This is a genomic window from Streptomyces sp. CNS606 (assembly GCF_000426325.1).
Window position 1 is genome coordinate 15,913 of the sequence record NZ_AUFD01000033.1, and the last position, 14,635, is coordinate 30,547.

Sequence of the window (14,635 nt, forward strand, 5' to 3'; positions counted from 1 at the left end):
CGCGAATCGTCGCGCTTGCACCCCGGCGTGGAGGGGGAGTGAAGAAGTCATGTACGCAAAGCCCCGGTTGCCGGATCCGGTGCGTACGGCAGCGGTGCGGGCGGTCCTGGTCATCGCGCTGACGCTGGTCCTGGTCGTGATCGCCGTGCTGTGCTCGCTCGCGGGGGTGTGGTTCGCGTTCCCCGCGGTACTCGCCGCCATAGCCTGCACCGTGGTGGCGACCTGGAGCGCGCTGGACGTGTGGATCACCCGTCAGGTGTGGGTCCAGCGACACGGCGTGGTGTCGGAGCCCAGCAGTGTGGCGCGGCGTGGGCGGCCGGTCAGTCCCGGTCACCGGCCGGACGCCGGAACATCCTCGTCGCCGTGACCTCGCCGTGCACCACCGGCTCGCCCTCCTCCGGCGGCCGGGGCAGCCCGGGCCGCAGGTGCTCCTCGACGCTGATGTACTTCAGGCCGGCGCGCAGGTCGGCGTCGTTGCGCAGCCGGATGACGAGCGGGAACTCACCGAGCGCCGTGGTGTCGAAGAGGCCGGTGGTGTAGAGCAGCTGAACGCCGAGTGCGTCGGCGACGGCGCGCTGGAGCTCCAGCAGGTAGGTGGCGTTGGCGCGGCCGATCGGATTGTCGAGGAACAGGGTGCCGGCGTGCCGGTGCCGGTCCCGGCCGCGGTCGTTGCTGCGCAGCGCCGCCATGGTGCAGTACAGCGCGATGGCGGCGGTGAGCAGCTGACCGCCGGAGAAGACGTCGCCCATCTGGCCCACCGGTACGCGTTCCGCGCGCAGCACGGCGTCCGGCTTGAGGATCTCCACGGACACGCCGCGGGGCTGGAGAGCCGCCCGGACGCCGCGCAGCAGCAGGGTCATGCCGTCGCGTCGCAGGTCGGAGTTCTTCGCGACCGCGGCGCGGGTGGCCTCGTCGATGACCTCGCCCAGGCGTTCGGTGAGGGTGGCCTGGTCGGGGTCGTCGAAGCGGATGCGCAGGAACTCCTGCCCGGACCACTCCCCCAGCCCTTCGGGGAGCCGGGAGAGGCGCTGCGCCGAGCGGAGGGTGGCGAGGGAGGACTCGGTGAGGCCGCGGAGCCGGTCCACGATGCCGTCCCGGTTGCGTTCGAGCTGCTGGAGTTCGTCGGTGAGGACGCGCAGGCGGGGCGCGAACGCCTCGGCCCAGGCGGCGGCATGGTCGGGCAGGGCTGCGGCGGGCAGTTCACGGATCTGTTGCCGGGCGGGGGTGCGGACCTGTTCATAGCGTGTGGAGTTGGCGTGCCGCACCAGCACGTCGCCTGCCTCGCGCACGGTCTGTTCCGCGGTCGACAGGTCGGCGGCGCAGCCGCGCAGGGAGCGGCGCGCCTCGGCGGCGGAATGCCGGGCGTCGGACGGCGAGCCGGGGTAGGGGTCGGGCGCCTCGTCGGCCGGGGTCTCGGCGTACTGGGGATCGCGCAGCAGGTCGCGCAGCATCGCGGCGGTCTCGTCGAACGCTTCGGTGGCCTCCTCGGCGGCGCGGTGGGCGCGGAGGAACTCGGTGTGGCGTTCGCGCGCGGTGGCCAGGGCGTCGTCGCAGGCGGCGAGTTCGGCGTTGGCCGCGCGCAGGAGCGACTGCGCGGCCTCCGCGTCCCCGGGCACCCGCGCGTCGGGCAGCTCGGTGTGGGTCCCGCCGTCGGCGGGGGCGAGGCGTTCGGCCTCGCCGCGCAGCCTGCCGAGCTGTTCGCTGGCGCCCGAGGCGCGCGTCTCCAGCAGCTGGACGTGTGCCTCGGCGCGGGCGGCCGCGGACTGGCGGGACGGGCCGTCGGCGCCCTCGGGCCCGTCGAGGAGTTGCGCGGCGCGGTTGCGGACCTTGTTGGTGAGCCGCTCCAGGGCGGCGAGGGCGGAACTCTCGTCGCCCTCGGCGCGCGCCTGTTCGGCACGCAGGTCGGTGCCCACTCCCACCTTCTCGTACAGCTGCGAGGCGGAGCGGTACGCCTCGCGCAGCGCGGGAAGGGAGGAGCCGGGGCGTGCGGCGGCGAGGTCGAGGTCGTCGGGCACGCCCGCGATGTCGGCACGTTCGGCGCGCAGCGCGCGGGCGGTGCGGTGGGCGTCGTCGGCGGCGCGTTGCGCGGCCCTGCGGTCCTCGTCGGCGATGCGGGCGCGCTCCAGGCAGTCGGCGGCGACGCCCTCGGGTTCGGCGGCCTCGTCGGCGAGTTCACGGAGCCTCGCCTGCCACTTCGCCCGTTCGCGGAGGCGGAAGGCGAGGCCGGCCAGGGCGTCGGCGCTGCGCCGGGCCTGCTGGGCCCGCTCCTGGGTCTCCTCCCGCGCCTGGGCGGTCTCGGCGGCGTTCTCCTCGGCCTCCGCACGGGCGGTGGCGCTGCGTTCCAGGTGCCGCCGTGCGGCGTCGGCGGCCTCGCGGGTGCGGACGGCCTCGCCGGCGAGTTCGGGAAGGCGGCCCGCTGGGCAGCCCGCGCGCCAGGAGGCGAGCCGGGCGGCCAGCGCGCGGTCGTCGCCGAGGCGGGCTGCCCGGGTGCGGATCTCCTCGTCGCGCTGCTGGGCGCGGGCCCGCAGGTGCCGCCGTTCGTCGTCGGCGGCGCGTTCGTCGTGCATGGCCGGGTTGGGCGGGACGAGGAACACCTGGTCGCGGTCGGGGTCCGCAGTGTGCGGCGAGGGGGTGGGGGCGAGCAGTGCGGCCGCGGTGCCGACGGCGACGGCGGAGCGGGGCAGCAGGGATGCTCCGGCGAGCACTTCGCGGGCCCGGGCGTGGCTGCCGGGGTCGGTGATGACGACGCCGTCGACGAGTTCGGGACGCGCGGCGAGCACGGCGGCGTGGTCGGCGGGGTCGACGGCCTGGGCGAGGTAGCGCCAGCCGGGCAGGGCGGGGATGCCGTGCTCGCCGAGGAACTCGACGGTGCTGGTGACGTCGGCGCCCGGGGGGAGGAGCCCGCCGTCGCCGAGGGCGCCGAGCATGCGGGAGTCCTCGGCGGCGGCGGTCCGCAGGTCGAACAGGTGGCGTTCCGCGGTGGCGAGCGCGTCGTCGAGGAGTCCGGCGAGGGTGTCGGCGTTGCGGTCGAGTTCCTCGGCGGTGAGCGGCGTGTCCCGGTCCTCGGGGCCGGCGGGCGGGTCGGCGGCAGGGCGGTTGCCGCGCTGGGCGGGCAGCCCGGTCTGCGCGGGGTCGGCGGGAGCCGCGGGCAGGCCGAGGAGGTCGGCGAGTCGTGGCGCCGTGCCGAGGGCGGCGGCGGCACGTTCCTCCGCTGCGTGGGCGGAGCGTGCGTTTTCGGCGGCGTCGGCGGCGCGGGCGGCGGCCAGTTCGGCGCGGGCGTGCTCGGCGGCGGTCTCGCGTGCCTGATCGGCGGCGCGCCGAGCGGCCTCCCGGGCGGTGTCCCAGGCGGCGACGGCCTGCTTCTCGGCGTCGCTGGCGGCGAGGGCGGCGCGGGCGGGGTCGGCGTCGGGCGTGGAGTCGTCGAGCCAGCCGGCGCGTACGGCCTCGGTGGTCTCCTGCTCGACCTCGGCGAGGCGCTGACGGAGGTGGTCGCTCTCGCTGCGGGCACGTTCGGCGGAGGTGGCGGCGGCGGTGGCGTCGCGGTGGGCGCGTTCACTCTGATGCTGGAGGGTGGCGGAGCGCTCCTCGTGGGCGGCGGCGGACTCCTCGGAGTCCTGGGCGGCGGCGTGCAGGGCCCGGACGAGAGCGGCCGCGGCGTCGGCGCGTGCGGCGAGGGCGGGAGCCGCGTCCCGTTCGGCGTCGCGGATGGCGGCGGCGACGCGGGTGATCCGGTCGGCGGCGGCGCGGTGCTGGAGGACTGTTTCGGCGGCCTGCCACGCGGCGTGCAGGGTACGGGCGTCGGCGAGCTCACGGCGTTGGGCTGCGGCGGCCTTCTCACCCGCGGCGAGGGCGAGGGAGGCGTGCCGGTAGGCGAGCTCGGCGGCCACCAGGGACGCGCGGTGCCGGGAGCGTTCGGCGTCGGTGACGGCGGCCTCGGCGGTGCCGACCTGCTCGGCGAGTGCCGCGGCGTCGCCGCGCTCGGCGGCGCCGCGGGCGTGCAGACGGCGGGCGAGGGTACGGGCTCGACGCTCGGCGCCGGCGTGCACGTCGCGTGCGCGCTGCCGTTCCCCGGAGGCGTCGGCGATGCGCTGGAGCAGATCGAGGGAGCCGGCGGTGAAGTCGCGTTCGGCGGTGAGCTCGGCGCGGCGGCCCAGTTTGTGGGCGAACCCGTGCACGAGGTCGGCCAGCCCGTCGGTGTCGCGGGTGTCGGTGACGGCGCGCAGCAGCAGGTCGGTGAAGTCGGAGTCGTTCTTGACGGCGAAGAGTCCGGCGGCCTCGCCCTCGTCGGCGTTCATCTCGCGCTGGTAGCGGAAGAGTTCGGGGTCGAGGCCGAGCGAGGTGAGGTGCTCGTTCCAGCGTTCGTGGATCTCCTCCCAGTGGACGTCGAGGTTGGGGTAGGCCTTGCCGGTCTCGGTGAGGACGTCGCGGAAGCCCTTCATGGTGCGGCGACGTCCCCGGGCGGTGGAGGCGCCCTCGCGTGCGGGGCGCATGGCGGAGGACTCGGCGACCGGGAGGGAGTCGAGGCTCATGCCGGGACCGGGGCGGAAGGAGTACCAGGCCTCGGCGAACTTACGCGGGTCGCCGGAGACCTGGCGGCCGCGCCATTCGCTGGCCTTGCCGACGACGACGGTCTCGCCGGTGCGGGTGTGCTGCCACTCCAGGGCGACGTGGCCGCAGTCGTCGGCGAGGAGGAACTTGCGGAGCACGCCGGAACTGGCGCCGCCGAGGGTGTTGCGGTGGCCCGGCAGCATGACCGAGAAGATCAGTTTGAGCAGGACCGACTTGCCGCCCCCGTTCTCCAGGAAGAGCACGCCGGCGGGCGCCGGGCGGCGCGGCGGGCCGACCGGGTCGTCCTCGAAGAAGTCCGCCTGGGCCGGCGCCGGGGTGGGCACGGGCGCACCGACTCCGCGCAGGTCCAGGACGGTGTCTGCGTAGCGCGCACCGGCGGGACCGATGGAGTAGAGGCGGATCCGGGACAGCTCGTACATGGGTGTGCGGGGCTCTTCTCGGTCGGTTCGGGGAGGTCAGGAGTGGAAGGGCAGGCCGGCGTCGGCGGACAGTTCGAGGTCGTCGCCGTCGTCCGCGGGCACCAGCGAGGCGCTGCCGTCGGAGACGGGGACGACGCCGAGTTCGAGGAGTTCGGCCATGGCGGCGCTGCCGGCCATGTCGCGTACCTGGAGCTGGTAGCGGGCGGTGGTGCGGTAGGTGCCGCCGGACTCGTCGCCGGTGCGCTGGAGGAAGCCTGAGTCGACGAGGAAGGTGACGGCCTTGGCGATGATGCCCGTGGTGGAACCGGCCAGGCGGCGGGCGTCCTTGGTGGCGCCGGTGGCGCTGCGGCGGGCGTAGACCCGCCAGGCGGCCTCCAGGCCGGGGGTGCCGGTGGCGGGGTCGGTGTTCTCGCCGGCCTCCGCGGCGCGTTCCTCGAGACGGCGGCACGCCTGCCGGACGAAGGCGTCGACGCCGTTGACGGTGATCCGGCCGATGTATCCGTCGTCGGCGAGGTCGTCGGGGCGGGGGAAGGCCATGGCCGCCACGGCAAGGTGCGCCAGCCCGTGCAGGAACCGGTCGCCCGAGTCGGCGGTGGCGCGGCGGGCGTAGTCGCCCATGCGGACGGCGAACACCGAGTCCTCGGCCGCGGCGACGGCCATGCCGGCGCGGGTGGACACCTCGAGGACGACCAGGCCGAGCCCGGTGGCGACGGCGTCGGCGAGGCGGGCGAACGGCGGCTCGTCGCGGTAGCGCCGCAGCAGTTCGGCGTACTCGGCGTCGCGGGCCGGCAGCAGCTTGGGATGCAGACCGAAGGAGACGAGCCGTGCGGCGTCGGCGGCGTCCGCCGGGGTCACGGCCGCCGGGCGGGCTGCGAACTCGTCTCTCTCGGGAGCGGAGGTCGGCGCCTCGTGGTGAGCGCCGTGGTCGGTCACGGGTGGTCAGCTCCTGTGGTGGCTCGGCTGCGGCCGCGTGGTCGGCCGGGGTGCGGTCCGCGGTGAGGCGTCACGCCGCCTCCGTGCGGTCGGCGGTCATGCCCGCGGCGTCGAGGAGCGCGGTGCCCACGACGAGGTCGGCGCCGCCGAACTCGGGATCGTCCAGCTCCGAGCCGTCGTCGGCGGCGAACAGCAGGTGCTGCTCGCCCTGACGGTAGGCGCTGCCGACCGGGGGGCTGGCAGCGTGCACCGCCAGCAGGGCGACGAGATAGGGCAGTTCGGGGTCGCGGCGGCGTGCGTCGGCGAGCAGTCCGGACAGTCGGCGGGGGGCGTCGGCGGGCAGGTCCAGCAGCTCCCAGGCGGCGGCGAACTGCTCCTCGCTGAAGCGGCTGTCGTCCGGGGTGGCGACGAGGTCCGGTTCGGGCATCTCGGCACCGAGGTGTTCGCGCGGCGCGGGCGGGGTGAGCAGCAGGTCGGTGAGGTCGCCGAGGCGTACGGCGGCGGGGGTGCGCAGGCCGGTGCCGTGGGCGAACCAGGCGTCGGTGACCCGGGTGGCGGCCTCCAGCGGCAGGGGAAGGGCGGGGTGGAGGAGCTGGCCGTAGAGGTCGATCCCGGAGTGCGCGGCGGGCGGCGCGAAAGCCTGCCGGTCCTGCTCGGCGCGGAACAGCGGCCCCGCCTCCAGCAGCCGGGACTGGAGCTGGGTGTGACGCCGGATGCAGTCCTTGACGATGTCGACGAGTTCGGCGGCGCGGCGCTTGTGGTCGGGGCCGCGTTCGGCGGCCGCCTCGTCGCGGACCCGGCGGATGTTGGTGAGGATGGCGTTCTCGTGCCGGTAGCGGTCCGCGACGTGCTGCAGCGCCTCGGTGATCATGTCGGGCACGGTCTGCAGCCAGTCCACCGCGCGCACGTTCCGCCGGGTGGCCTCCAGGGTGCGGCGGAGGGTCTCGGCGTACTGGACGGTGCGGTAGCGGGCCTGTTCGGCGGCGAGTTGGGCGTCGGCGAGCCGGCCGCGGCTGATGAGCACCTCGAGCTTGACCTCGGCGGCGATCTGCGCGCTGGTGACATCGGTGTCGAGCGCCCCGACGAGGACGTTGACGGCCTCGTCGGTCGTGCGCAGGTAGACGGCGCCGCCCGGCCCGGGCACCTCCTCGACGAGCTTGAAGTCGTAGTCCCGGCGCACGTAGGTGCCGTCCGGGTCGAAGGTGCCGTAGGCGGTGCGGAAACCCCGGTCGACGCTGCCGACATTGACGAGGTTCTCCAGCACCCAGCGGGCGACGCGCTCGTGTTCGGCGGCGGCGCGCCGGGGGGCCTGCGCGGCGACGCGGGGCAACAGCCGGGAGACGACCCGGTCGTGGTCGGCTCCGGTGTCGAAGTCCATGCTGAGGGTGACCAGGTCGATGGCGGCGAGGGCGACTTCGGCCATGGCGTACGTGCCGTACTCGCCCGCCAGGTTGGCCTTCCGCACGTCGAGGTCGTGCAGCGGCGCGGTGCAGGCCAGCGCCCTCAGCCGGCGGGCCAGGCCCTCGTCGGCGGCGGGGCCGGGCGCCGGTGAGAGGCTGGGCGCGGAAGGGGCCGCCGGGGGGTGCTCGGTCACGACGGACAGCCTACGGCGTGCCACCGACAGCGACCGAAACGGCGCGTGGCCGGTCGGCCGGCGGGTCAGGACGTCCCGTCGGGCTCCAGCCGTCCGCGCACCGCGCTCTGCACACCGGCCTCCTCGGCCGGGTCGGTCGCCAGCCTCCGCAGCCGTTCGACGACCTGGGTGTCGCCGATGGTGGCGTGCCGGGCGGCGATCTCGCGGGTCGACTCCTCGCAGTCCCACAGGCATTCGACGGCGAAGCCCGCGGGGAAGGTCTCGTCGGTGGCGGCGAGGGCCTGTGCCGCGCGGCCGCGCAGCTGGGAGGAGCCGGTCTCGCGGTAGATGTGGCGCAGCACGGGTGCGGCGCAGCGGATGGTGAGGCGGCCGGCGCCGTCGACGAGCGGGGCCAGCGCGTCGGCGTCCGGGCCGAGGGTGCGCACGGTGCGGCGGAGCGCGGCGAGGACGGTGTCGGCGTCCTGCACGCCGCCGCGGCAGGCGAGCATGCGGGCGGCGACCGTGCCCAGGGCGTCGTCGCGCCGGGCGGCCCAGTGCCGGGCACGGTCGAGGGCGGCGGCGCCGCGCATCCGGGAGAACGCGTCGAGTACGGAGGCGAGCAGGCCGGGCTGCGAGGCGGAGGGGGCGAGGGCGGCGGCTTCGTCGGCGGCCTCCTGCACCAGGTCGAGGGCGGCGGGGTCGTCGCGCTCGGCCAGGTGACGGATCGCCGCGGCGCGCGCGGCGTCCGGGCCGCTGCGGCCGGCGGCGAGGAGTTCGGGCCGGTCCTCGGGGGTGGCGACGGCAGCCAGGCAGCGCGCGGCGGCGGCCTCGCGGCGTGGGCCGGGCTCCTCCTGGGCCCAGGCGAGCACTTCGTGCACGCTCCAGCCGGGACGGGGTCCGCTGGAGCGCAGCTGCCGCTGCCACCGGTCGAAGGAACCGGCCTCGCGCACCCGGCGGAGGCGTTCGGCCTGGGCGGGGTACGCGGGGTCTTCCTCCCACAGCCGCCAGGGGCGGGGTTCGAAGGCCTCGCGGGCGGCGGCGGCCAGTTCGGCGTCGCCCTCGGGGGTGCGCGGGAAGCGGGCGAGGACGGCCGGGCCGAGGGGGCGGAGTCCGGCGTCGTCGTCCCGGACGGCGAGTTCGTCCAGCGCCCACTGCCAGTTGGCGCCGGACACGGCGTACCGGCGCAGCAGGCCCAGGGCGGCGGCGTCGCCGTAGGAGGCGAGGTGGCCGAGGACGGACAGCGCCAGGCCGGTGCGCTCCTCCATGCCTTCGCCGGGAAGGCCGTCGTCGGGGTGGAAGAGGTGGGCCTCCACGGCGTCGAGGCCGGCGTCGAGTTCCGTGTGCAGCCGCGCGTAGTAGAGCGACCGGTGTTCGATCTGCCAGTCGCGCCGGGGGTCGTGGAGCACGCAGCGGGTGAGCGCGGCGAGCGCCTCCGCGCGCGGCGCCGCGAGGGCGTGCAGCGTCCCGTCGCCGCGGCCTCGCTGGAGGAGGCCGAGCAGCGTACCGCTGGGCGCTATGTCTGAATCGACGGGATCGACGTGCATGGGAGTCAGCATCCGGTGCGGGGTCTCGAACTGGCAACGGGATTTCTCTTCGACCGGCAGTCTTGCCGTCGTCGGCGGTTCTACTCCTGCCCCTTCCCTTCCTGCGGCCCCGGGTCTCCCCCGTCCGGCGCCGCAGCCTACCCTCCGGGGCGCCGGACGGGCACGCAGACCGGGGCGAAGACGCCCGGGGCGCGAAGCCCGGGCGCCTTCCCGGGGTGCAGAGCGGCCGGAGACGAAACGGATGGCCGTCGACATATGCCGGAAGCACCACCGAATCGGGTGTCGCCGATTCCCTTACGCACAGTCGCCGGTTGTGCGAGAGTCGTGAGCGTCCCCCTCTGCATCGGAGTGCCCATGCCGTCCTCTTCCCCCGCGGACCCGCCGGAACCCGCCGGTGACGGCGGGCTGGAGGCCCTGATCACTCAGGCGGACCGCCTGCGCGGCCGTATAGACGCCCTGCGGCGCGGCGGGCCCGACGGCGGAGGCGGAGACGCACCGGAGCGCCGCTGGCAGCAGGCGCTGTGGGAGCTGGCGGCGCACCAGGCGGACGACCTGGGCGGACAGCTCGCCCAGCTCCGGGACGGCCTCGCCGACGTTCCCGGGGACTGCGACGGCCCCGCGGACTCCGGCGCCCCGGCCGGGCACGGCGTGCCCGCCCAGCCCGCTCAGCCCGGCTCCGCCGCGTACGCGGCCCCCTCCGCGTCCGGGTCGGGAACGTCGCTGGTCAGGCGGGTGGGAAGCGCGGAGTGGGACCTGCTCACCGACGAGGTGAGCTGGTCGGAGGAGTTGTACCGGATCTTCGGCCGCACCGCGGCTGACGGTCCGCTCTCCCTGGACGAGCTGCCGTCCTGGGTGTGGACCGAGGACCGGGGGCCGCTGATGGCCGCCGTCACCGACTGCCTGGTGGACGGCCGCCCCCTCGACGGCGAGTTCCGCGTCGTGCGGCCCGACGGCGGGGTGCGCACGGTGCACATGACCGGCGAGTCCGTGCTCGACGACGAGGGCGGCACCGGCTCGATGTGGGCGGTGCTGCGCGACGTCAGCGCACTGCGCCGCTCCGAGCAGGCCGTGCGGGAGAGCCGCGATTCCGTGCGGCAGGAGCGCCTCGCCGAACGGACCGCGCGGCGGCTCGCGGTGGAGCTGCAGCAGGAGGTCCTCCCGCCGTGGCGCGGCTCGCAGCGGCTGCCGCTGCGCGGCGGTCCGGTGGGCACCCTGGACCTGGCCGCGCACTACCTGCCGTCCGCGGAGGGCGCCCTGGTCGGCGGCGGCTGGTACGACGCGCTGGAGATCTCCGACGGCGCCGCCGCGGGGGGCGCCGTGCTGCTCACCGTCGGCGACCTCACCGGGCACGGCGCGAGCGCCACGGCGGGCATGGCGCAGCTGGTGGGCGCGCTCCGCGGCATGTCACTCGCCGGCGTCCGGCCCGGCCCGCTGATGGGTCACCTCAACCGGCTGCTGGACGCCGCCCCCCAGCCCGCGCTCGGCAGCGCGCTGTGCTGCCGCTACGAGGCGGCGACGCGCACCCTGGCCTGGTCGCAGTCCGGTCACCCCGCTCCCCTCCTGCTCCGCGGCGGCACGGGAGAGGCGTTGTCCCCGCCGGACGGCGTCCTGCTGGGCGCCACGTACGGGGCGGCGTACGGGGAGCGGACCGAGCACCTCGAACCGGGCGACGTGCTGGTGCTGCACACCGAAGGGCTTGCTGCGCACGGCGGCCCGACGGGGCTGCGGCGGGGAGGCGCCACGGACCGGCTCCTCTCGCTGGCCCCCCGCATCGCCTCCGCACGGAACGCCCAGGAGTGTCTGCGGGCCGTGGTGGAGGAGTTCGGCGGCCGGGACCGTGAGGACGACGCCTGCGTGCTGATCGCGCGGGTGCGGTGACGGTGCGGGAGCAGCGATCGCGAGAGCGGTGAGCGCGCGGCGGCGCCTGACGGCGGCCTCCGGCGCCCGGGGGGCCGTTCACACGGCGCGCACGCCCCTGGTCCGTGCGCCGCGCGGGGCCTTGGGGAGCGACTGCCGCACCTCCTCGCGCAGGTCCTCGATCTCCCCCTGCCCCGCGTACCGTCCGGTGAGGCGGTACATCTCGCGCAGCCGGTCCCAGGTGCGGTGGGACGACGTCTGCCCGATGCTCAGCAGCGCCAGCCGGGCGTACCGGTCGGCCTGGTCGGGGTCGTCGGCGATGAAGCAGGCCGACGCCATCGTGAGGTAGTCGAAGATCTTGGACCGCTGCCGGCCGTCGACGCGCAGTGCGAGCGCCTTCTCGGCGTACAGCTGGGCCTGGCCGGCCTCGCCGGGGTCGTGTTCGGCGAGGGTGCGGTAGGCGAGGGCCTGCATGCCGTACAGGTCCTCCTCCTTGAAGATCTGCATCCAGCTCGGCGGCGGCACGTCGCCGGGGTCGGAGGCGAACAGTTCCTCGGCCCGGCCGAGGGTGCGGCGCATCTCCTGACCGCGCCCCATGGAAGCCTGCGCCCATGCCTCCACGGTGCAGAGCATGGCGCGGGTACGGGGCAGGGTCTCCTCGCCGGAACCGGACTGGGCGAGCTTCATCAGGTCCAGCGCGTCGTCGGGGCGGCCCAGGTGCACCATCTGGCGGGCCGCCCGGGAGAGCGCCTCGCCGGCCCGCGGCCGGTCGCCGCCCTCGCGCGCGGCGTGCGCGGCGATGACGAAGTACTTCTGCGCCGTCGGCTCCAGGCCCACGTCGTGGGACATCCATCCGGCGAGGACCGCGAGGTTCGCGGCGACGCCCCACAGCCGGTGCTGGAGTTGCGGGCTGTGGTGGTAGGCGAGCATGCCGCCCACCTCGTTCAGCTGACCGACCACGGCCTTGCGCTGGAGCCCCCCGCCTCTGGCGGCGTCCCAGGCGCGGAAGACCTCGACGGAGTGCTCGAGGGCTTCGACCTCCTGGACGCCCACAGGGGCGGCCTCGTAGCGGTCGAGGAGAGTGGAGTCGGGGTCGAGGGGGTTGTGGAGGGAACCGGCGGCCGAGGCGGGATCCGCCCGGAGCCAGTCGTGGAGGGCACCGCTGAGTGCCGATCCTGCGGCGAGCGCGGCGCCCGCGCCCACCAAGCCGCGTCGGTTGAGCATGAGGTCCATTCCCGTGAATTCGGTGAGGACCGCGGCCATCCGCTCCGGGGCCCAGGGCAGTCCGTCGGCGGACTGCCTGTCCCCTGCTTGTGCTGATCTGCGGAACCCGAGGTCCTCGGTGGTCACGACACGGCCGAGTCGCTCGGTGAACAGGGCTGCCAGCACCTTCGGCACCGGATCACGCGGGGTCTCCCCCATGTCGATCCAGCGCCGCACGCGCGAGGTGTCGGTCGCCAGCTGCGGATGGCCCATGGCCGCCGCCTGCCGGTTGACCCGTCTCGCGAGTTCGCCCTTGGACCAGCCGGCCATGCCGAACAGGTCCGCCAGACGGGAGTTGGGTTCCTTGTTCACGTCAAGCCCCCAGGTTCTCGGCTGAGTTGACAGTAGCCCGCACCGGACGCCGCTTCGAGCATTCGCCAGGGTTCGCCAGGGTTCGCCAGATGGTGTGCCACCCGCGGACGGGTGTCCTGTAGGAACGCGCCACCCGGCCCGGGGAGCGGTCCCGTCGCGATCCGCATTCCCCAGGGTGCACCGGTCTGCTCCGGTTCCCTCCTCCGGGCCGGGGGCGCACGTCAACCGTCGGCGCACGAAGGGAACTGCTCACCCATGTATTCAGCAACGTCCCCCGTGGCCGCCCCGCCCCGGCCCCGTTCCACCCAGTTCGGGGGCAGGAACCGCCGGGCGCCGGGAGGCCCGGCACCCTTCAGCGGCAGGCTCGACCTGTCCGGCCCGCAGGGGGCGCAGCTGCGTGCCGTCATCGCCTCGGTGCACCGGGTCTGCCCCGACTTCCGGCCCGTCCAACTGCTGCGGCGCAGCGGCCGTTCGGTGCTGCTGGCCGGAACCGTCGGGCCGCGGCCGGTGGTCGCCAAGTGTTTACTGGACGCCTCTCCCGCGTGGGTGGAGCGGTTCCAGCACGAGGGCGCGGTGTACCGGTCGTTCACCCGGCTCAGGCCGCCCGTCCGGGCGCCGCGGCTGGTGGCCGCCGACCCGGACGGCGGGATGCTGGTGACCGAGCGGATGCCGGGACGTCCCGCCGCACTGCAGCGCCACCCGTTCGAGACTCCGTCGGGGAACGACGTGCGCACGGTGCTGGGAGCACTGTGCCGGCTGAACATGTGGCGGCCCCCGGCGGACGGGTTCGACCGGCCGCTGGACTATCCGGCGCGGCTGGGCCGCTACCACGAGCTGGGGCTGCTCACCGACCGGGACATGGGCGACCTGCAGAAACTGCTGCACGGGGCCACGCATCCGGGCGGCCGGCCCGGTGCGTCCTGGCAGTTCTGCCACGGGGACGCCCTGCTGTCCAACGTCCTGCTGTCCCCGAACGGTCCGGTGCTGGTCGACTGGGAGCACGCCGGCTGGTACCTCCCGGGCTACGACCTGGCGACGCTGTGGTCCGTGCTCGGTGACGCGCCGCTGGCGCGGCGTCAGATCAGCCAGCTCGCGCAGGCCGCCGGTCCCGCCGCCCGGGACGCCTTCCTGGTGAACCTGATGCTCGTGCTCACCCGCGAGATCCGCACCTACGAGACGGCGGTGCAGCGCACGATGCGTGGACCGGGCCCCGCGCCGGCCGGTTCCGTGCCCTGCCCGGACGGGTCGGGCGCGATGACCGTCGGCGAGGAGCAGCGGCTGCTGCTGCGGCGGCTGCACGACGACTGCGGGCTGGCGCGCCGGGCGGTACGTGCGGCGGTGGGCACCGGCTGACCCGCCGCCCCGGTGCGCGTCCGGCGCCGGGGCGGCGGAGCGGTACCCGGACGGCGGTGATTGGGGGCCGCCCTTCCGGTCAATACCTCCCCGGGTACCCGGACCGCACCAGCCTCCGAGGAGACCGCCGTGTTCGGCTCACCCGGTTCCCTGCCCCGTTCCCCCGGCGGGGACTCCCGCCCCGCAGCCCCCTCCTCGCGCGGGCCCGGACGCACCGCAGCGGGGATCTGCGCCGCCGTGCTGCTGCTGCAGACGGCCGCCGCGGCTCCCGTGCTCGCTTCCGCCCGTCCGGGCGAGCCGCCGGCAGGCTCCCTCCAGGGGGCGTTCCAGCGGGCGGCGGAGCGGTACGAGGTGCCGCGGAGTGTGCTGCTGGGGGTGTCGTACCTGCAGTCGCGGTGGGACGGGCATGCGGGTGCGGCGAGTGTGTCGGGCGGGTACGGGCCGATGCATCTGACGGATCTGCGGACGGCGTTGGCGGAGTCCGGGGAGCATCATCACGGGGGTGCGGAGGATCCGCGGGGTGACGCGGCGCGTCCGCTGGACGTGGCGGCGCTGTCCCGGACCGCTCGGGCGGGTGAGGGCCGGGAGGCCGGGCGGGTGCCGGAGCGGCTGCGGACGCTGCCGGAGGCGGCGGAGCTGACGGGTATCGCGGCGGAGCGGCTGCGGGAGGATCCGGCGGCGAACATCGCGGGTGGTGCGGCGCTGCTGGCGCAGGCGCAGCGGGAGCTGGGACTCCCGGCGAGCGAGGACCCCGCGGACTGGTTCGGCGCGGTCGCCGCCTACTCCGGCGCGGACGACGCGACCACGGCCGC

Annotated in this window: 8 protein-coding genes and 1 pseudogene; 4 read left to right on the forward strand and 5 right to left on the reverse strand. The window is 75.5% G+C overall.

The window, feature by feature from the left end; genetic code table 11:
• The first annotated feature begins 49 nt into the window (after positions 1–49).
• Positions 50–367 (forward strand): hypothetical protein, encoded by a 318-nt coding sequence (locus tag K304_RS29980; protein ID WP_037791148.1) that lies wholly within the window; start codon positions 50–52, stop codon positions 365–367.
• Here K304_RS29980 and K304_RS0119270 read toward each other — a convergent pair.
• The 4 genes from K304_RS0119270 to K304_RS0119285 form a co-directional block, all read right to left on the reverse strand.
• Positions 321–4,988 (reverse strand): hypothetical protein, encoded by a 4,668-nt coding sequence (locus tag K304_RS0119270; protein ID WP_027765089.1) that lies wholly within the window; start codon positions 4,986–4,988, stop codon positions 321–323. The genes K304_RS29980 and K304_RS0119270 overlap by 47 nt on opposite strands.
• A gap of 36 nt (positions 4,989–5,024) precedes the next feature.
• Positions 5,025–5,921, reverse strand: coding sequence for a hypothetical protein (locus tag K304_RS0119275; RefSeq protein ID WP_027765090.1), 897 nt, complete (start codon positions 5,919–5,921; stop codon positions 5,025–5,027).
• 70 nt (positions 5,922–5,991) lie between these two features.
• Entirely contained in the window at positions 5,992–7,515 is a 1,524-nt protein-coding gene (locus tag K304_RS0119280) for a hypothetical protein (protein WP_027765091.1), read from the reverse strand.
• Between the two features lie 65 nt (positions 7,516–7,580).
• Complete coding sequence (locus K304_RS0119285; protein WP_027765092.1) at positions 7,581–9,038, reverse strand: hypothetical protein; 1,458 nt, start codon at positions 9,036–9,038, stop codon at positions 7,581–7,583.
• A 354-nt stretch (positions 9,039–9,392) separates the two neighbouring features.
• Between K304_RS0119285 and K304_RS0119290 the strand changes: the two genes are divergently transcribed.
• Complete coding sequence (locus tag K304_RS0119290; protein ID WP_027765093.1) at positions 9,393–10,916, forward strand: SpoIIE family protein phosphatase; 1,524 nt, start codon at positions 9,393–9,395, stop codon at positions 10,914–10,916.
• Between the two features lie 78 nt (positions 10,917–10,994).
• Here K304_RS0119290 and K304_RS0119295 read toward each other — a convergent pair whose 3' ends face one another.
• A complete protein-coding gene (locus K304_RS0119295) occupies positions 10,995–12,470 on the reverse strand; it encodes a DNA-binding protein NsdB (RefSeq protein WP_027765094.1) in 1,476 nt (491 codons plus the stop codon).
• A 255-nt stretch (positions 12,471–12,725) separates the two neighbouring features.
• On the opposite strand from K304_RS0119295, the gene K304_RS0119300 reads away from it, so the two are divergent.
• Both K304_RS0119300 and K304_RS31775 read left to right on the forward strand, forming a co-directional pair.
• Positions 12,726–13,823 (forward strand): aminoglycoside phosphotransferase family protein, encoded by a 1,098-nt coding sequence (locus K304_RS0119300; RefSeq protein ID WP_027765095.1) that lies wholly within the window; start codon positions 12,726–12,728, stop codon positions 13,821–13,823.
• A 129-nt stretch (positions 13,824–13,952) separates the two neighbouring features.
• Positions 13,953–14,635: pseudogene (locus K304_RS31775) on the forward strand (N-acetylmuramoyl-L-alanine amidase); the annotation flags it as partial.